Annotated in this window: 19 protein-coding genes; 8 read left to right on the forward strand and 11 right to left on the reverse strand. The window is 36.6% G+C overall.

The window, feature by feature from the left end:
• The first annotated feature begins 4 nt into the window (after positions 1-4).
• A complete protein-coding gene (locus BM141_RS03585; protein WP_091540135.1) occupies positions 5-1,141 on the forward strand; it encodes a vWA domain-containing protein in 1,137 nt (378 codons plus the stop codon).
• Positions 1,142-1,290: 149 nt separating this feature from the next.
• Here the strand turns inward: BM141_RS03585 and BM141_RS03590 are convergent, their stop codons facing one another.
• A complete protein-coding gene (locus BM141_RS03590; RefSeq protein WP_143090785.1) occupies positions 1,291-2,406 on the reverse strand; it encodes a putative type IX sorting system protein PorV2 in 1,116 nt (371 codons plus the stop codon).
• 187 nt (positions 2,407-2,593) lie between these two features.
• On the opposite strand from BM141_RS03590, the gene BM141_RS03595 reads away from it, so the two are divergent.
• A complete protein-coding gene (locus BM141_RS03595; protein WP_091540139.1) occupies positions 2,594-3,019 on the forward strand; it encodes an OsmC family protein in 426 nt (141 codons plus the stop codon).
• Between the two features lie 197 nt (positions 3,020-3,216).
• Positions 3,217-3,582 carry a hypothetical protein gene (locus BM141_RS03600; RefSeq protein ID WP_091540143.1) on the forward strand — a complete coding sequence of 122 codons (366 nt, stop codon included), beginning with the start codon at positions 3,217-3,219 and terminating at the stop codon, positions 3,580-3,582.
• Positions 3,583-3,889: 307 nt separating this feature from the next.
• Here BM141_RS03600 and BM141_RS03605 read toward each other — a convergent pair whose 3' ends face one another.
• The gene (locus BM141_RS03605) at positions 3,890-4,279 is read right to left on the reverse strand and encodes an HIT family protein (protein ID WP_091540146.1); all 390 of its coding nucleotides are present in this window, start codon (positions 4,277-4,279) and stop codon (positions 3,890-3,892) included.
• Between the two features lie 308 nt (positions 4,280-4,587).
• On the opposite strand from BM141_RS03605, the gene BM141_RS03610 reads away from it, so the two are divergent.
• Positions 4,588-5,358 carry a class I SAM-dependent methyltransferase gene (locus tag BM141_RS03610; RefSeq protein ID WP_091540150.1) on the forward strand — a complete coding sequence of 257 codons (771 nt, stop codon included), beginning with the start codon at positions 4,588-4,590 and terminating at the stop codon, positions 5,356-5,358.
• Between the two features lie 73 nt (positions 5,359-5,431).
• On the forward strand, positions 5,432-5,887 hold the full coding sequence (locus tag BM141_RS03615) for a sterol desaturase family protein (protein ID WP_091540153.1): 456 nt from the start codon (positions 5,432-5,434) through the stop codon (positions 5,885-5,887).
• Between the two features lie 16 nt (positions 5,888-5,903).
• Here the strand turns inward: BM141_RS03615 and BM141_RS03620 are convergent, their stop codons facing one another.
• The 6 genes from BM141_RS03620 to BM141_RS03645 all read right to left on the reverse strand — a co-directional run bounded on the left by BM141_RS03620 (position 5,904) and on the right by BM141_RS03645 (position 12,573).
• Complete coding sequence (locus BM141_RS03620; protein ID WP_091540157.1) at positions 5,904-7,160, reverse strand: M23 family metallopeptidase; 1,257 nt, start codon at positions 7,158-7,160, stop codon at positions 5,904-5,906.
• A 187-nt stretch (positions 7,161-7,347) separates the two neighbouring features.
• Positions 7,348-8,286: a thioredoxin-disulfide reductase gene (gene trxB / locus BM141_RS03625; RefSeq protein WP_091540159.1), complete on the reverse strand. Its 939-nt coding sequence runs from the start codon at positions 8,284-8,286 to the stop codon at positions 7,348-7,350.
• 71 nt (positions 8,287-8,357) lie between these two features.
• A complete protein-coding gene (locus tag BM141_RS03630) occupies positions 8,358-10,463 on the reverse strand; it encodes a tetratricopeptide repeat-containing sensor histidine kinase (RefSeq protein ID WP_091540164.1) in 2,106 nt (701 codons plus the stop codon).
• A gap of 64 nt (positions 10,464-10,527) precedes the next feature.
• Entirely contained in the window at positions 10,528-10,740 is a 213-nt protein-coding gene (gene yidD, locus BM141_RS03635; RefSeq protein ID WP_091540168.1) for a membrane protein insertion efficiency factor YidD, read from the reverse strand.
• 92 nt (positions 10,741-10,832) lie between these two features.
• On the reverse strand, positions 10,833-12,026 hold the full coding sequence (locus BM141_RS03640; RefSeq protein WP_091540171.1) for a site-2 protease family protein: 1,194 nt from the start codon (positions 12,024-12,026) through the stop codon (positions 10,833-10,835).
• A 13-nt stretch (positions 12,027-12,039) separates the two neighbouring features.
• Positions 12,040-12,573, reverse strand: a complete 534-nt coding sequence (locus BM141_RS03645) for a DUF1599 domain-containing protein (protein WP_091540174.1) — start codon at positions 12,571-12,573, stop codon at positions 12,040-12,042.
• A gap of 239 nt (positions 12,574-12,812) precedes the next feature.
• Here BM141_RS03645 and BM141_RS03650 point away from each other — a divergent pair, with 239 nt between their 5' ends.
• Positions 12,813-13,652 (forward strand): TerC family protein, encoded by an 840-nt coding sequence (locus BM141_RS03650; protein WP_091540177.1) that lies wholly within the window; start codon positions 12,813-12,815, stop codon positions 13,650-13,652.
• Positions 13,653-13,656: 4 nt separating this feature from the next.
• On the opposite strand, the gene BM141_RS03655 is transcribed toward BM141_RS03650, so the two are convergent.
• Positions 13,657-15,219, reverse strand: coding sequence for an NFACT RNA binding domain-containing protein (locus tag BM141_RS03655; RefSeq protein ID WP_091540181.1), 1,563 nt, complete (start codon positions 15,217-15,219; stop codon positions 13,657-13,659).
• 286 nt (positions 15,220-15,505) lie between these two features.
• Between BM141_RS03655 and BM141_RS03660 the strand changes: the two genes are divergently transcribed.
• Both BM141_RS03660 and BM141_RS03665 read left to right on the forward strand, forming a co-directional pair.
• A complete protein-coding gene (locus tag BM141_RS03660; RefSeq protein ID WP_091540183.1) occupies positions 15,506-16,222 on the forward strand; it encodes a dioxygenase family protein in 717 nt (238 codons plus the stop codon).
• A gap of 83 nt (positions 16,223-16,305) precedes the next feature.
• Positions 16,306-16,983, forward strand: a complete 678-nt coding sequence (locus tag BM141_RS03665; RefSeq protein WP_091540186.1) for a pirin family protein — start codon at positions 16,306-16,308, stop codon at positions 16,981-16,983.
• On the opposite strand, the gene BM141_RS03670 is transcribed toward BM141_RS03665, so the two are convergent.
• Both BM141_RS03670 and BM141_RS03675 read right to left on the reverse strand, forming a co-directional pair.
• The gene (locus tag BM141_RS03670; RefSeq protein ID WP_091540188.1) at positions 16,969-17,661 is read right to left on the reverse strand and encodes a LytR/AlgR family response regulator transcription factor; all 693 of its coding nucleotides are present in this window, start codon (positions 17,659-17,661) and stop codon (positions 16,969-16,971) included. The genes BM141_RS03665 and BM141_RS03670 overlap by 15 nt on opposite strands.
• On the reverse strand, positions 17,658-18,686 hold the full coding sequence (locus BM141_RS03675; RefSeq protein WP_091540191.1) for a sensor histidine kinase: 1,029 nt from the start codon (positions 18,684-18,686) through the stop codon (positions 17,658-17,660). Before BM141_RS03675 ends, BM141_RS03670 begins: the two co-directional genes overlap by 4 nt.
• Positions 18,687-18,915 lie beyond the last annotated feature (229 nt).

An 18,915-nucleotide genomic window follows, 5' to 3' on the forward strand; every position in this document is an offset into this window, starting at 1 on the left:
TCTCATGGATTCATTGATTCAAAGACATACGGCTCTTTCTGCAAATATCGTTGCGTTTTGTAGGTATCTGAGAAATCACGATTTTAATTTGGGGGTAGCAGAGGAAAAAGATGCCCTGCAAGCTCTTGCTTGTTTGCCTTTGGAGAATCAGGAAATCATGAAATTGGTCTTGCAATCTACTTTGGTCAAAAATTTACATCAACTCACCCAATTTGAGAAACTTTACCAAAACTATTGGAAAGAGTTAGAAAAAGCCGTAGATTCCAAAATCACAGGAGGTAAACCTGAGGAAGCACCACCTAAACCTACTCGTAACCAACAACCTTCTTTGTTGGCTTTAAAAAATTGGCTTTATGGGAACAAAAATGAAGAAATTACAGAAATAGCGACCTACAGCCCTACGGAAGTACTCAGCAAAAAAGATTTTGCCTTATTTACCCCCCAAGAAATGCAAGAGGTAAGTAAAATTATCCAGCTTTTAGCTAAAAATCTGTCCTCTCACCTAAGTAGAAGGAAACAAAGGTCAAAAAAACATCAAACCTTAGATTTGAGGCGAACTCTTTATCTGAATAAAAATTATCAAGGCGAAGTGTTAAAATTGGCTTACCAAGAGCCAAAACCCAAAAAGTTCAAGTTATTGCTCATTTGCGATGTAAGTAAGTCTATGGATTTGTATAGTCGCTTCCTGATTCAATTCATGTATGCTTTCCAAACGGCTTATCAACGCATAGAAACCTTTGTATTTAGTACCTCCTTGCAACACATCACCGAAGAACTTAAGCGAAAAAATATTAATCAAACCCTGCAAGAATTATCAGAAAAAATACCTCAATGGTCTGGAGGTACGCAAATAGGACAATCACTCTACAATCTTTGTCAGACACACCGAAGATTGTTAGATAAAAAAACTTCTATAATTATCGTGAGCGATGGCTGGGATACTGGCAAGATGGAACTCCTCGAGGAGAGTATGGCAAGCATACAAAAAAAGTCAAAAAATGTCATTTGGCTCAATCCCTTAGCAGGCAATCCTGATTACAAGCCAGCTACCCAAGCCATGATTGCCGCTATGCCTTATATAGACATTTTCGCTCCTATCCACAACTTAGAAAGCCTAAGAAGTCTTTTGCAAAGGTTGTAGAAAGTTGGCAACGCCGCTTAGGACTATCAAACGAAGAAGGGGAAGCAGTGAAAGGGAAGCAGTATATCGTTATTGATGACGACATAACGTTCAATTGGTTTTATTACTTAGTTTAGGTAAATAAAAGAGCATTTTAAACCGCCTAAATTTTACTTTTTCTTCTTTTTATCATCAAAACCTGCTTTTACGGAAAAAACATGAGAAAAAGTAGTAGGATTATCTGCTGAGCGAATGGCATTAGTCAAGGCATAGTCGATAGTAAAGTTTTTAATGACAAAGCCTAATCCAAAGCTCGGTTGCGTTTGGATATACTGTACCCTGTTGAAATCGTCTAAGCGTTGGAAGTTGCCTATGCCTCCCCTCAAAAATACCGTTTTTTTATAGTTGAGTTCCATACCCGCTTGAAAATCTCCTGAAAGTAAATCAGTTTGTAACCAACTATTCCTTTTTCCATCAAAAGTAAAAGTAAAGCCTGCCGTAAGCAAAGCTCCTAAGTTTTCGCTGAAGTCGACCTCTCTACCCACTTCTACAATCATCCGAGGAAGGGTAAGTTCTATGGAGTTAGTAGGGATTTCATTGTTGGTTTGAGAAAAAATATCTATGACTGCTTCTGAGTTATAGTTCCACACATTGAAAGTGCTGGTTACATCTCTAATCACCAAACCAGTTTGCCATTTCTTGTATTCATACTGTGCCGCTACATCAAAGCCAAACCCCCAAGCATTAGCAAAAACTCCTGCGGTACGATGCAAGATTTTAGCGTTTCCTCCCAAAGTCAGCCCTTTGGCGATGGAGTAGTGGGCATACGAAAAGATAAAAGCATAAGAAGCCTCTGCAAAGGAGCCTACATTCTCATAGTTGATTCTTCCTGTATTGTCCAACAAAAAACGCGTATCTGGGATATTGTCAATGCCCATGCGAATAATTGAAAAGCCAAGGTGCGAGTCGTCGTTGATTGGGGTTGCAAAACCTGCATAATCATAACTGGCAATACCCCCGAAGTACTCGGCGTGCATCAGTGCAGCCTGATACTTGTCTTTGATTCTAAGCAAACCCGCAGGATTCCAATAGCCTGCGGTTACATCATTGGCAATGGCAACATGGGTGTTTGCCATGGCTAAGGCACGCGCCCCCACTCCTATTGCCAAATACTCATTGCTGTACTTAGGGGTTAGAGAGTTTCTACTTGATTGTGCAAAAGTTTTTGCTAAGCAAAAAGCTGATAAGCAGAGATATATGAGAATAAGTTTGGGTAAAAATTTCATGCAATTAAATTGGCGGTTATAGTTTTCCAACTGATTTGGTGTATTATCAAATTACTTACCATTTTTCATTCGTCATCACATAGAAAAAATTAAATTTAAAAAAGAACTTATAAGAAAATTACTATCTTTCGTGAAAAATTACAATCAAACATTTCTTCATCACTCATCAAAAAACTTTTTAAACACCATGAAAAAAAGAAAAGCTACCTCTATTTGGAACGGTTCAGGCAAAGACGGTCAGGGAAAATTGACGACTCAAAGTGGCATACTTAGTGATACCCCTTATTCTTTTAGTATGCGATTTGGGGAAGGGGCTGGTACAAATCCAGAGGAACTCATCGCAGCGGCTCATTCGGGTTGTTTCAATATGGCTCTTTCCTTTATGCTTGATGCAGAAGGATTTACCGCTGAGGAACTCCATACTACGGCTACTGTAACTGTGGAAAATGACGGTAGCGGCTGGTCAGTAACGCTTATCCACTTAGACCTCAAAGCCAAAATTGCTAATATTTCAGAGGACAAATTCCAAGAAATAGCTAATAGAGCCAAAGCAGGCTGTCCTATTTCTCGCGTTCTTAATACAGTCATCATGTTAGATGCAAGTTTAGCATAAAAATACGGTTTGCGTGGGCTGTTGATAATTCTGATAGTTTGGGCGTTGGGGTAGTAATTAATTTGAAATAAAATTGTATCTTTGTAGAAAAACAAGCCCAAACTATGCTCAAAGAAGAAATCATCAAAAAATTTATACAAGTATTTGCTTCTATCCCATAAGAGCAGCAAGATGCCTTAGCGATAGAATTGGCAAAAATGATTCCTGCTGACGAAAATGCCGATGTAGATTGGAAAATAGGCAGTGGCTACGATAAGGAAACTAAGTTAGTAAGGATTAGTTTTAGTGCCAAAGTAAATCCAGTGCGAAATCAAAAAGACATTAGCTTGTCTAATGCCCTCACTCTGTTCATAGACTGTACCCCTAAAGAGCAACTTACCTCTATTTATCAAACACTCACTCTGATACAAAACGGATTGGAAAAACCATATACGCTTGCTTTGGGAAAGATTCCTGTATTGCCTTTGAGTAATACTATGAGTATTCTTACATTTAGAATCCACAGCTCTCCCAATGCAACTTTAAGCAAGCAAATAGAAGAAGAACAAGCAGTTTTTAATTAAAACAAGGTCAATTAGCTAATGGAATATAAGCAAAGTGCAAGCAAGTTACATACGTACATAAGCACCACATTTTCACCAAATCAATATTTGGTGAAAACGATGAAATAGATTGACTCTGTCCCAACTGCCACACTGAATACCACCTTAAATTAGGAACTCAAAATCTCAAAAACCCTGACATGGTATTTCACTTGCTCTTTTACAGTAAATGGAAATACGGTTTGCTTGGGCTGTTGATAATTCTGGTAGTTTGGGCGTTGGGATAGTGTAAGTATTTGCTAACGTATGTTTTACAAAACTTATTCCATTACTGCTCTCTAATTTTTTTTGCAATTTGCGCTAACTCCTCTTGAGAAAATTTTAACTTTTCCTTATTAAAATTAATATCATTCATTGTATTCATAGGAATTAGATGCACGTGAGTATGAGGAACTTCCAATCCTACAACCGCTATTCCTATACGTAAGCAGGGAATCGCTTTTTGGAGTTTTAGCCCTACTTTTTTACAAAAAAGCATCAATCCACTTAGCGTTTGGTCGTCATGGTCAAAAATATAATCTATCTCCTTTTTGGTAATTACTAAGGTATGTCCCTCAGCCAAGGGGTTAATGTCCAAAAATGCCATAAAGTTTTCATCTTCATCAACTAAATGACATGGAATTTCTCTATTGACAATACGTGTAAAAATGCTCGGCATGATTCAAATAGGTTTTGAAATTTATGGCTATAGTTATATAAATATTAGCGAAGCCTCGTAAATTTACAAAAGACATAACATTTTACAAGGTTTATCATTGATTTCTACTAAAATTATCCAAACTATTACTCCTATTGCATTTGATAAACCTTTTACCTAACTCTGGATTAGTTCAGCCTAAGGATAGGTACATTTTCCAAAAATTTGAAAGAAAGCAAAATTCACTTACCTTTGTAAATACGGTAATTACTAATGAAGTCAAGACATATTAAAATTTCTATTCTTCTTAATCTCGATTTTTAGCAAAAATGTTTAAAACATCTGAAATCACCTCATACGAAATCCCAAGTGATAACGTGCTGAATAACAGGTTATTCTTTGCTTACTTGGAGGCGGCAAAATGTGTCAAAGGCAATTTGCTTGAAGTAGGTTGTGGCACTGGTAAGGGCATAGAAGTTTTTGCTCCTTTGTGTGAAAACTATACCGCCATAGACAAAAATACTGCCCTACTTACTCATTTGAGCAGCAAATATCCTCAATACAAGTTCATCGATGCCTTCATTCCTCCTTTCAAAGACATACAAAGCGATAGTATGGACAGTCTGGTAACTTTGCAAGTCATAGAACACATACAAGACGACCATTATTTTCTTAGAGAAATCATTAGGGTTTTAAAAACGGGAGAGAAAGCGGTCATTGCTACACCGAATAAGAAAATGTCTTTGACACGCAATCCTTGGCACGTAAGGGAATATACCGCAGATGAGATGTTTACCTTATTGGGAAAATATTTTACAAAAGTGGAGCTAAAAGGGGTAAAAGGAAGTGATAAGGTCATGGAATACCACGAGCAGAATCGCCGCTCAGTACAGAAAATTACCCGTTATGATATTTTTAACCTTCAGTATCGTCTCCCACGTCAGCTTTTACAGATTCCTTATGACATTCTTAATCGCTTGAATCGCAATAAGTTGATGCAAGAAGATAATACTTTGGTAAGCAGCATTGGTTTGCAAGATTTTTCACTTAGCGATAAACCAGAGGAGTGCTTAGATTTATTTGCGGTTGTAGAAAAGTAAAACAAACTTTCTTGCAAGAAGTGTGTTTATTTAATTGAGTAAATTTGCTTTTTCTTTAAATACATCATTAGCAATGAACTACTTAATCAATTTTGGTATTATTCTCCTTACTTTCTGTGCTACAGAAGGGGTAGCATGGGCTTTACACAAATATATCATGCACGGCTTTTTGTGGAATTTGCATGAGTCGCACCATGTCAAAGATGAAAGACATTTCTTTGAGAGGAATGACTTATTTTTGTTATTCTTTGCTATCCCAAGTGCTTTGTGCATTTATACAGGCATCGCAGATGGTTTAGACTTTAAGTTGTATATTGGTATAGGCATTTTGGTCTATGGTGTTGTCTATTTTTTAGTTCATGATGTTTTTATTCATCAACGCTACCCTCCTTTACTTCGCAAAAGCAATAACAAATATTTTAGGGCTTTACGCAGGGCACACCATGCCCATCACAAGCACATCACCAAAAGTGGTGGAGAAGCATTTGGCTTGCTTTGGGTAAGTAAAAAGTACCTTGAAAAAGAATAGGGACAGGGGCATAAGCTTATCTAACCCTTAGCCTTCTACCTATTTTTAATTTTGTATTGGCACTAATACGATTAAAGCGGCAAAGATTTCTGATAGAAATACCGTAATATTGAGAAAGAGTTGAGAGAGTATCTCCTTTTTCCACAATATGATAAATTACTTGTCGTCTATTAGTTAGATGCTTAAAGTGGTCAGGAGAAAGTCTAAAAAGGTTTGTTTTGATGCGGTTCAACTCAAAGTCGTAGATTTCCGCAGGATTAAAAGTATGTCCTTGATAGCGAACTTCATAGTGAAGGTGCGGTCCTGTACTTCTGCCTGTGTTCCCTCCCTTTCCTATTTCTTGCCCAGCTTTTACTTCTTGCCCTACCTCTACTAAGGATTTGCTTAGGTGTGCATAAAGTGTTTCCAAACCGTTGTAATGCCTCAGGACTACATACCGTCCATAACCACCTTTGGCATAATTACTTATTCTCACTATCCCATCAAAAGTAGCATAAACTGGGTCGCCTATATTCAAGTCTAAATCTATACCTGGGTGCCAACGATACCTGCGAAAGCCAAAGTTTGAGTTCACTTTAATACTTGCTAACGGCAAAGCCCAGTTTTGATTTTGAGCAGAGTCATAAAGTTGGATATCCAAAGTATCTTTAAAAGTGTCTATATCGTATTGGTAAGGATTGATAGATTTGGTATCCCAAATGGCATAATAGTTTGTGAGTGTAACCCAGACACAATCAATAGCTAACTCCTCTGTTACCATGACTATCTTCTTTGTTTCTACATCATAAAAATTAGAATTATCTTCTCGCATCATAGAAACAGGCTCACTCAAATCCAAAGGAGTTTCATATACTTTTCTGATAAGATTTCTGATATAGGTCGTATCTTTAATTACTGTTTTAGCGAGGTCTTTAAAAGTTTCTTCTATTTGGCGCATTTGTGCCTTATCGGTGGTATTATTTTCAATAAGCGAGGCGCCCCCTGTTTTTTCGTTTTCTTGGCTATTTTTCAAAGAAGTATTCATTTCTTCTCTGCCTGAGGGATTGAGAAAAAGAGAATCTCGTAAGCTATCTTCTTCTTTGCTTGTTAGGACATTACCTTTCAACGAGTCGGCTTCAGAAGGTGTCCAGATTTTATTGATGATTTTTAGTTCTATGAAATCTCCTACTCGCTGTTTAAAACTTCTCTTTTTTTGCTGTGCCAAAGTGTTTGTTGAGGAAAAAAATACAAACAAAAAAGACATGGCAATTAAAAGTCGTAAATTTGTTTTCATAAATATCCTAATTATAAGATTTTAGCTTGACTGATTACTTTAACAATTCCATACGCGAACATCTATCAACCCCAAGCAAACAGTCAATTATTGATTGGATTTCTTAGTAAAAATATACAGCCTTTGTTGGACTACGTAAAGCAAAGCAATAAAATTTTAAACTCCAAATTTATTGCTTGGAAATTCGTTAGTGTATGCCTTTTGCCGCTAAGAAGCGTTCTGCATCTAAAGCTGCCATACACCCCGTACCTGCGGCTGTAACTGCTTGGCGGTAAACATGGTCTTGGGCATCTCCTGCGGCAAAAACACCTTCAATATTAGTTTTAGTAGAGCCGGCAATCGTTTTGATATAGCCTGTTTCGTCCATGTCTAAAAATCCCTTGAAAATAGCTGTATTGGGTTGATGCCCTATGGCGACAAAAAAGCCTTTGATAGGAATAGTAGTAACCTCTTGGGTTTTGTTGTTGCGCACTCTTACTGCCTCAACTTGGTGTTCTCCTAAGATTTCTTCGGTTTCTGTATTCCACCAGATTTGAATATTAGGAGTATTTTTTACTCTTTCTTGCATAAACTTAGAAGCACGCATCTCATCTCTACGTACTAATAGGTGTACTTTGGTACATAACTTTGAAAGATAAGTTGCCTCCTCGGCTGCTGTATCGCCCGCACCTACTACGGCAACTTCTGTGCCTCTATAAAAATAACCATCGCAAACAGCACAAGCAGATACTCCATGACTGTTGAGTCGCTGTTCGGAAGGTAAGCCAAGCCATTTGGCTGAGGCTCCTGTAGCTATGATAATACTATATGCTTGTATATCAATACTTTCATCTACTGTTACTTTTAGGGGATAGACACTAAAATCCACTGAAGTTACCATGCCATAGCGAATATCTGTGCCAAAACGTTCTGCTTGGGCTTGGAAGTCCAGCATCATTTGAGGACCGTTAATCCCTTGTGGATATCCGGGATAGTTTTCAACGTCAGAGGTAATAGTTAGCTGGCCGCCGGGTTGTCCTCCTTGATAAAGGATGGGCTTCAGACCTGCTCTTGCAGCATAGATTGCTGCCGTGTAACCAGCGGGACCTGAGCCTATAATCAAACATTTTACTGTTTCTATTTCCATAAAAGTTTTTCAAAAAACGAGTTTTAGTTTTTTATGCTGTTGTTTTGAAGTGCAAAGTTAATAGAATGTTTTTAATTTTTGTCTTTACTTTCTGTTTTTAGACTAAAGGTAAAAGTGCTTCCTTTGCCTATTTCGCTTTTTACCCAGATTTCCCCTCCATTCTCCTCAATAAATTCCTTGCAAAGCAATAGCCCAAGTCCTATCCCTTCCCCTTTACTAATAGCTTCTTCTGAGGTGCTTAGTACTTCTTTGGTATTGAAAATTCTTTCTTGGTCTGCCGCACTCATGCCTATACCTGTATCTGTGATACTTACCTCAACCAGGTCTTCTTTATTGAGCTTGGCATTGAAGGTAATACTTCCTCCTTTGGGTGTGAACTTAATAGCATTGCTAAGTAGATTTCTGACCACTAAATTAATCATATTCAGGTCTGCATAGGCGGGGGTCAGGTTTTGGGGAACATTATTTATCAAAACTATCCCTTTTTTATTGGCATTACCAGAGAGCAAATTGATATTTTCATCTATCAATTCATGTAGGTTGATGATTTGGCTTTCTTTTTTAATACCTTGCATTTGCGACCTTGCCCAATAGAGCAGGTTATCAAGCAGTCCTAAGGTTGCACCCAAATCTTCGTTCAGTTTCTCTGAAATCAGTTTAGTTTCTTGGGAGTTTAGGTTCTCTGCATCGAGCAAGGCTACTACATTCCTCAAAGAATGAAGAGGGCTTCGTAAGTCTTGGGAAATGACCGCAAATAGTTTATCTTTTAGCTTATTTACTTGATTAAGTTCTTCTTTCTGCTTAGCAAGCATCTTGTAGGCGTTTTGTTTTTGTAGAAAACTTGTAAGCAAAAGCACGGAGGCTATCATCAAAATAACTGCCACTATAAAGGTAACGCTTTGCCATGCTTTTTGTGATTTGAGTTCGCTTTCTGCTAAGGCATAGTTCTTTTTCAATAGTTCATACTCCTCGAGCTGTTTTTCTTTTTCTATCTCTATAATCTCTTTGAGTAGTTTCTCTACCATGAACTGCTCCTTCAAATCGGTATATTGTTTGAAGTAATACAACGCTCTTTGATAGTCTTTGCTATTAAAAAAAATGTTAGAAAGTTCCTTATATATATCCACTAACTGAATACGCGGTGCATAGATTTCATAAATACTCACGGCTTGCAGGTAGGCATCTAAGGCTTGGGGGGGGTGATTATTGTAGGCGTGTACTTTAGCAATGTTTCTTAAAATGCTTGCTTTGAGAGGTAAATTATTTACTTTATCGCTAATTGCTAAGGCTTGTGTGTAATAGGAATTAGCCTGTACGACTTCGTTCAAGTGAAATTTTACATCTCCGTAGCTATTGTATAACAAAGCAAGGCAAAATAAATCCTTATTATTTTCTGCTATGATTATCCCTTCTTCCAAGTGGCTAATAGCTTTTGACCTACGAGCCAATTTATCGTATGCTTTTGCGACGTTATTCAGAGAATAAGCGATTTTGTGCGTATCATCCTCTTCTCTTGCAAGTACAAGTGCTTCTAAAAAGTATTTCAATGATTTCAAATACTCGTTAGCATCTATGTATATATTGCCGAAGTCAGTAGCAAGGAAATACCTACATTTTTTAAGTTCTTTGATGAGTGCTTTGTTAGCATTGGTTTCACTTTTTCCTGCTTTTTCCTGCTCTACTTTGTTGGATAGTTCATAGATAGGTAAAAGAGTTTCTGCCGAAACCCTTGTTTCCCCTTTTTCTCTATAAATTTTTTGCATCGCCCTATTGGCTTTGATTTCTATGACTATGTTACCAATATTTTTAGCAATAGCGGCGGCCCTTTCTAAGTAAGGAAGAGATTTGGGCTCTATTACTTTCTCTCTATAATCTAATCCCTTATACCAATAGTACAAACCAATGACCAATAGTGCCTCTGCTTGACCTTCCAGATAGTTTAACTCCTCGGATATTTTTAAAGACTTCTCAGCATAGAGCAGGTAATCCTCTGGGACGACAGAGAGTTCTGTTGGGATATATCTGCTCTCAAATATCGCTAATAGTCCCCTGTTCAGACGATTTATGTTGTTGCTTGTCTTTAAATTTTGATAAATAACTTTCAGGCTATCATTGTTGGCGTAAGCAACAGATACAAAAAATAAGTAAATCAAAAAACTCAAGTAAAACTTACTCATAAATACTATGAAAACTTGACATCAAGCTGTTTATAAAGTAATTGACTACAAAGCCGTGTTAAAATTAAGGAACAGGGTCGTATCCGCTTCCTCCCCAAGGGTGGCATCGCCTAATGCGTCTCAGCCCTAAAGATATTCCTTTGAAAGCCCCATATTTATGGATTGCTTCTATCATGTATTGAGAACAAGTGGGAGTAAAACGGCAAGTAGGAGGTTTGAGTGGACTAATGATTATCTGATAACCTTTTACTATGCCTATTAAAACTTTTGATAACATCGCTTTGCAGTACTTAAACTATGCCAATTTAAAGATTATTTTTAATTATTCTTATACAAATCTTACAAAGATTAGTTTTTGTTGTTAATTTTTTATTTGACTACAAATGGTTGTGGTGAAAAACACAAAATAAAAATCAGCAAGGTAATCCAGCCCAAGATTTTCCTTCCCATACTCAAAGGTTTTTCTACTTCCGCAGGAGGGTGGTAAATTCCTAAAAAATTTCCTAATAAAAAGCCAAAAGCCAACCAGCCCGAGTAGCCTGAAATATCAGGAAATAGATAACTAAACAACAACTGTCCTACAAATACACTCATTGTAATAAGCAAAACAGTAAGTTTGTTGGGAAAAGTTCTGTAAAAAACAAAATACAAAAAGCCTATATAAGGAAGTACATACCAAATATTTTCTGCATAGATGTCAGCAAATTGGAAAGTGCCTATGCCTGCATAAAAAATGAAGATAACGAACAAACTAAGAGAGATAACTCTATGCCTTTGATTACCTACCAGTCCGTACAAGATATGCCCTCCGTCCAGCTGTCCAATAGGAATCAGATTTAATGCAGTGAAAAATAAGGCTAAATAGCCTGCAAAAAGGAAGGGGTAATGAGCCATTTCGTTGGCATGAGGAATGAGTTTAGGGTCTTCTACTACATAGGCTTTAAAAAACTCAAAAATCAAATTTGTTCCTAAACTAATATTCCCTCCCTCGGGTATATTTTTATACGCATAATCTGCATAAGCCTCCCCCCACTGCTTGTACTCTGGGTGAATCTGGTAGAGATAGTCTAAGGGTGGCAGATGCGTAAATCCATACCAAATTAATCCAATAGCCACTACAAAACCCGCCAAAGGTCCAGCAATTCCTACATCAAAAATTTCTTTGGTGGACTTCAATTTTTCTCTGATTTGGATGAAAGCCCCCATAGTCCCAATGGAGGAAGCCCCTATAAATCCAAACCATGCAGGAATATAAAAAGGTAGCGATACCTTTACTTTGTGATATTTTGCGGTGAAATAATGACCAAACTCATGGGCAGTGAGTATGCCTAAGAAGGGCAAAGAAAAATACATGCCTTCCCAAAAGTGTTGCCACCCCAACAACTCTTTACCGTAGAAGAAAGAACGCCCTGTCATCCACTCTGCTCCTGCCAAAGTAGTACAAATCAACGTAATAATAAACAAAAATAAGTATAAGCCATACCTATTCTTAGGTTTTGGAGGCTTTGACTTAGGAAATAAATAAGGTGAATACTGATAATCAGGAAATTCGGGTTCAGACATTGCTTTTTATTTTTTATTTACTCATCAAAATTAAGCAAAAAACAGCATAATTTATAATATCTTGGTAGTTAGCATTGACACCTTCGGAAATCAGCGTTCTGCCTTCATTGTCTTCTATTTGCTTTATTCTCAATAACTTCATCAAGATAATATCTGTCATGCTACTTATCCTCATACTTCTCCAAGCCTCGTTATAATCATGATTCTTATTGATTTGCAAAGCAAGCGTATTTTCTACCATCTCATCATATAAGGCTAATGCTTCTTCCAAAGGGATTTCTAAGCGTTCCTCTTGGCTTAGTTTAGCTTGGATAAGTGCGATAATGCAATAATTAATAATTCCTATAAACTCCACACTTACATCATCTTCTATTTTTTGTGTACCTTTTTCTTGAATAGAACGTATGCGTCTTGCTTTGATAAAAATTTGGTCAGTGAGCGAGGGAAGTCTCAAAACTCGCCAAGATGTTCCATAATCCTTTGTTTTTTGTTCAAAAATTTTCCTACACTTGCTAACTATTTCTCTATACTGTGTAATTGTATCCATATATTTTTTCCTAAAATAGCATTTTAACTGCACAAAAATAAATTTAAAATCTACCTTTGCAAGTGTTTTTCAAAACAATCTCGGAATGAAATTTCCGAATAAGAAAACTAATTACTAATATTGTGATTTTAAATCTTTATCACTACTTAACTTTTATCCCCTCATGGAATTTATTATTCTTTTTTGGCTTTTCAAAAAAATTATTTTAATTAGAGTTTAAAACAATATCACTACCATAAATGTTTGACGCACTGTTTACTACGCAAGGACTGATAAGCCTACTTACGCTTACAGCTTTGGAAATTGTCTTAGGGATTGACAATATTATTTTCATTTCTATCATCGCTGACAAGCTGCCCGAGAGTTCTCGCAAATCTGCTCGCTTAGTGGGGTTATGTTGCGCCCTCATAGTGCGTATTTTTTTGCTTTTTACCATTACTTGGATTATTGGGCTAAAAGAAGATTTATTTGTAATCAAAATAGAAGCCTTAGAAATATATACAGGCATTAGCGTAAGAGATTTGATTCTCTTTTTTGGAGGGCTGTTCCTTATGGGAAAAAGCACTTCAGAAATCCATGCAAAAATGGAAGAAGTCGAGAATGAAGGGCTTATAGAGAAGAAAAAGGCGAGTTTTTTTGTGGTAATTATCCAAATTGTATTAGTAGATATTGTTTTTTCTTTTGATTCTATTCTCACTGCCATTGGCTTAGTACCCCCTGAGCAGGTAGGCATTATGATTTCGGCAGTAGTAGTTTCTATGGGCGTAATGATGCTTGCGGTAGGCAAAATTAGTGATTTTGTAAACCAACACCCTACTATCAAGATGCTTGCTTTGTCGTTTCTGATTATGATAGGTATGCTATTGGTAGGCGAATCGGTTGATTTCCACATTCCTAAGGGATACATTTATTTTGCTATGGCGTTTGCTTTCTCTATGGAAATGCTCAATATCCGCCTTCGTAAAAAAGCCGCCGCTAACATGGCTAAACGTACTGTTGCGACTAAGATTACTACAGAAGACCTGAAAGCGAATAACATAGAACAAGCAAAGGAAGAGTTTACACAAGAGCAGTTATAAGGAACTATCCTCTGGGTACAACCATGATTACCTGTTCTTTTTCTACGATAACAGCACCTTCGTTTGCTCCTTTGGGTTTACGGACAAATTTTTTTGGGGTATAGATAACAGGGCAGAGAGAGTCATTTTTTCGCTTAGAATACCAAGCAGCAAGTTCTGCGGCTCTTTCTATGACGGTAGTAGGAAAGATTTTTCCTGATTTGTATTTTATTACTACGTGAGAACCGCTCACATCTCTGGCATGTAGCCACATGTCTTCTTTGAAAGCATACTTTTGGGTAAGTAAGTCATTATTTTTGGCATTTTTTCCTACTAAAATCTCAAAACCTTCGCAATCGAATCGGCGGAAAGGAATGTCCTCTTTTTCTTCCTCTACTTGGCTAAGTTGATTGACTTTAAAATATTTTCTTAACTCTTTTAAATTAGTAATACTTTGAATTTCAATAATATATGCTTTTAATTTTTCTAATTCTCTTTTCTTCTTACTGATGTTTTCTTGCAAAGTTTGGATTTCTATTTTCTGATTTTTGGCTTTTTTGTAATATAATTCTGCATTTTTTTGAGGCGAAAGATGCTCTTTGAGTTTGATAGTGATGTCTTGATTGTGGTAAAAGTCAAATAAAGTAATTTTTTGTACTTTTTCAGGAATCACTTGCAAGTTAGCCATCAAAATATGTCCTATTTCCTCATAGCGATTTTCCAACTCCAGTACTGCTAATTTCTCTTCCGCTTTTTGAATATAAAAAGACGCTTTTTCCTTTTGCTTTTCCAACTTTCTCAACACTTCGGTTTTTTCTTTAAGAAGTTGTAATTTGCTGATATAGAGATAATAAAAATAATTAACAGCTTCCAAAGGGTTTTCAAAGACTCGGAATAGTTCAAAATCAGTCGTGCTTTGAGAAGGAGGGAATAGCGCAAAATGGATTTTGTTGCTTTTTTGGAAAATATAGTACTGTGGATTTTCTATAAGAGTTAAGAGGTTTTGAATAGCAGTGTATTGATTTTCAGGGGTTTGATTTTCTAAAAGAGTGGTTTTTATCGCTTCTTTCATCTCTTTGTCAAAGGTAGGGAAAGTTTGGGTGAAGCCATTTTTTAAGAAACCTTCCAAACTTTGGTCAATAGGGCGGTCTAAGATAGAGAGGTTTATCTCCCAGTCTTTTTCTAAGTTGTTATTAAATAATTCAATAGCTTGATTTTTTTGGAATAAAACAACATTGGAACGCTGCCCGTGCATTTTGAAAAGCAAGGTAAGTCCTTGATTGAAAGAAAGACCAAAGCATCTTTCATTCAAAAATTGTCTTATGTTTATTACCTCTGCCCCTATCAATAGCTCAAACAAATCTACGCTATTTTGCCTTGCTCTACTAAAATCCGTAGGGAAACTCAGACACGTAAACTCAGGGCTAAGGCTGGCTCTGATATAAAAAAAATGCTGCGTTTTTTGCTCATAAAACCTCAAAATCAGTTCGTCTTTTGCTTGGCTAAAAGCCTCAATCAACTGAAAACCAAGTAAATGATTTTGTAAAGCCAGACTTACTTTTTTGAGGAAATAATAATTATTTTGCACTTTTGTTTGTTGTATTTTAGTAACTAATTAGGGCAAGCAGATGAGTTATGCTTGGCTTGTATATACAAAGATACAAGATTATTTTTTGAAAAGTAGCAGATAGGCAGCGAGCATTCGCTCTGCCCAAATTCGCATGGAGCAGGAGATTGAATCTCTTGCTTAATTTTTCAAATACCTACACATTTGCCCACTTTACCTCATTTTTCTATTTGTATTAAACGCCTCCCTATTGATACACGTCATAACGACAAAAATAGAATTATTAATTTTAAATTTTGTAAGTACTATGGACAGAAAAGAGTTTTTAAAAAGAGGATTTACTACTCTTGGCGCTTTGTCAGTTGCTTCTTTTTTTACCTACTGCAAGAGCGAAACTATTGACCCAGTTTCCACTGAGATCCTGAGCAGTACAGGCTCTACCAATGGTAGTTCGGCGAGCAACTGTAGCCTGACTAACTCTGAAACCGAGGGACCTTATCCTATTAAAAATCCAAGCAGTTTGGTTATCAATGATATTACAGGCGATAGGAAAGGAATACCTATGGTAGTGAATATTTCTATCAGAAATAAAAATACGGGCTGTGGGGCAATAGAAAACGCCTTTGTGGACATTTGGCACTGCGATGCCGATGGGAATTACTCAGAATATGGCTCTTATACTTCTGTGCATTGGCTAAGAGGTCGCCAAACTACAGACAAAGATGGATTAGCAAGTTTCAAAACTATCTTCCCTGGTTGGTACAGTGGAAGAGCGGTACATATACACGTACACGTTTACAATTCAAGTGGCAAATCACTTTTAGTTACACAGATAGCTTTCCCTGCCGCTATCTGCGATACGGTATATACTACTGCCACCGATTTTTATAAAAAAGGGAAAGCAGATACCACCAACGAAAGAGATAATGTTTTTGGCGATGGTTATTCCAATGAGTTAGGGACTATTTCTGGTAGCATCAAAGAAGGTTTTACTCTTACGCATACCATAGTAGTAAATGCTTAGAAAAACGAGTTAGCGTATCTCTGTTAGCAGTTGAATCAAGACGCTAAACAGGGAACTAAAAAATAACAAAGCAAATGATAAAGATGCAACAAACAAAAGGATTGATTTACTTGGCAGAGAAAAGAAGTGGTTTGCAAACAACTACCTTAAAAAGTTTGCAAACCCTGCCTGCAAGTAATACAGAGATAAATAGGAGTGCTGACTTGCATGGCATTCATCGTTTTTCAGATAACCTATTGTTAGGTGGGCAATCTTATTTTCCTGCTGTCAAGCAAGCAGCTTGCCTCGTATTGCTTCCTTTGACAGGGGCTATGGAAGTGTATCATCAAGGGAAAAGTGAACTCATTGGGATAGGGGAAATAGCTTTTTTGAAAATAGAGAACGAGGGAAAAATCCAAATAGAAAATCCTTACCTTGATGAAGCCATTAATTTTTTGGAAATATGGATTTCAATACCGCCAAGATATAGTTGGCAAAGTTTTTTAAATATCTTTGATATTGAAAAACAAGCCAATCAATTAATTGCTCTTCCTAATAGTACTTTGCCTTTCCAGCTATGGATTGGGAAGTTTGATGGGCGAAAGGAAGAAATACTTTCGCTCAAAAAAGAGCAAAAACTCTTTGCTTTTGTTATTCACGGGGCATTTGAGTTCCAAAACCGCCTTTTAGAAGGAAGAGATGCAGTTTGTCTTTGGGATTGTGAAGGAGTAGAGTTTGAGGCTTTGGCAAATGAGAGCATTTTGTTGCTAATTGCTTGTTAGCCACTTTTGTACTTCTTCTTCATAGCTAACACCTATGGGAATTTCATAGTTCTCTATGCAAATTACCTTATTATTGAATTTTTGTACCTTTTGAATAGGCACAATGAAAGAGCGATGTACCCTAACAAATTCGGAAGGAGGTAGCTTTTCCAATAGTTTTTTTAAAGTCATACGTGCTACCAAAGGTTTCTGATGGGCAAGGTAAATTTTTAGGTAATCATCTAAACCTTCTATAAATAAAATTTCGTCAATATTTATCTTATGTAGCTTGTAGTCAGCGCGAATGAGCAAAAATCTTTTTTCTAAATGATGACTTTTTGTGTATTCGTAATATGCTTTGGCTTTTTGGAGTGCCTGCTCAAAGCGGTCAAAAGTAAAGGGTTTGAGTAGGTAATCAAGTGCATTGAGGTTAAAACCTTCGACTGCATACTCGCTGTAAGCCGTAGTGAAAATGACCATTGTTTCTTGCAAAGAGGTCTTTGCCAAATCAAGTCCACTGATAGCGGGCATATTAATATCTAAAAATACTAAGTCGACGGGATATTTTTCTAAGAAAATAATGCCTTCTTTGGGTTTATGAAAAGTTTTTTCCAAAAAAATAAAGTCAATTTTTGCACAAAAATTTTCAATTACTTTGAGCGCAAGTGGCTCATCATCAATGGCAATTGCATTTATCATAGGTCAATTTCTAAGTTTACCTCAAATGTTTTTTTGTCATTAGCTATATTTAGTGCGTATCGATTAGGGTAAAGTAACTCTAAGCGATGGATAGTATTTTCCAAGCCAATGCCATTTTTTTGTGATTCAGGAAGATTGTTTTGCACAATGATATTTTTTACTTTCATTTTAAATGACTTACCTTCTATGCTGACTTCTACACTAATTTCGGACAATTCTTCTGCATTTACTCCATATTTAAAGGCATTTTCTACGAAAGTAATCAGAAGCAAGGGAGCTATTTTTTTGTTGGTAAAGTTGCCTTGAAAACTTGTTTTTACTTTTACTTCCTGCCCAAATCTAAGTTGTTGCAAATCAATGTAATCTCTGATATAAGTAATTTCTTTTTCCAATGAAATGCTTTCTTTGTTTGCTTCTGCCATGATATAGCGCATGATGCCCGATAGCTTGACAATTGCCTCTGCGGTAAAGTCTGACTTTTCCATTGCCAAAGCATAGATGTCGTTCAAAGCATTAAACAAAAAATGAGGATTGATTTGCAAGCGTAAATAAGAAATTTCTGCATTTAGTTTTTCTGCTCTGGCTTTTTCCCATTGGTTTCTGATTTTCAGAGCCAAAACACCAAAAATAACCAACAAGTATAAATATACGTCATGCCCAATTTTCCCTAAAATGCCTCCTCCCATGCGCTTAGGTGGAGGAGGAAAATGAGAGGCATGAGCGGGTGGTGAGCCATAAAATCTCAGCCAAAGCTCTGGAATAGCATATACGAAGGCAAAACCTACAAAAATAAAGATAACATAAGTAGTATATTTTTTAGGAAAAAAGAAATGGGGAATAAGGTAATAAAAATGTATGTAAAAAATAACCAACATGACTGCCCTTGCTATCCACTTAGATAAGGCAAAAGGATTAAAAATATTTTGCCAATTAGGTTCGGGACCAGGAGAGAAAAAAATAGGAAGTATCATAAAAGTAATGATACCAATAAGATGTATGGCAATATTTTGATGCTTTTGTTTCATGGGCAAGTAATATCTCAGTGCTAAGATACAAAAGACGAATATGAAATCTGGTCTAAAAATGATTAGGGCGGTTGCATAAATTATGCTTAAGTTGACGAGTACAAAGATACAAGATTATTTTTTGAAAAGTAGCAGACCTAAGACCTTATACAAATGTTCGCATATTTTATCGGATACTATATATTTAAAAAGGATTAAGAGAACATGATTTCCACTTCAAAACCATCAC

Source organism: Thermoflexibacter ruber, from assembly GCF_900113045.1.
Lineage (GTDB): Bacteria > Bacteroidota > Bacteroidia > Cytophagales > Thermoflexibacteraceae > Thermoflexibacter > Thermoflexibacter ruber.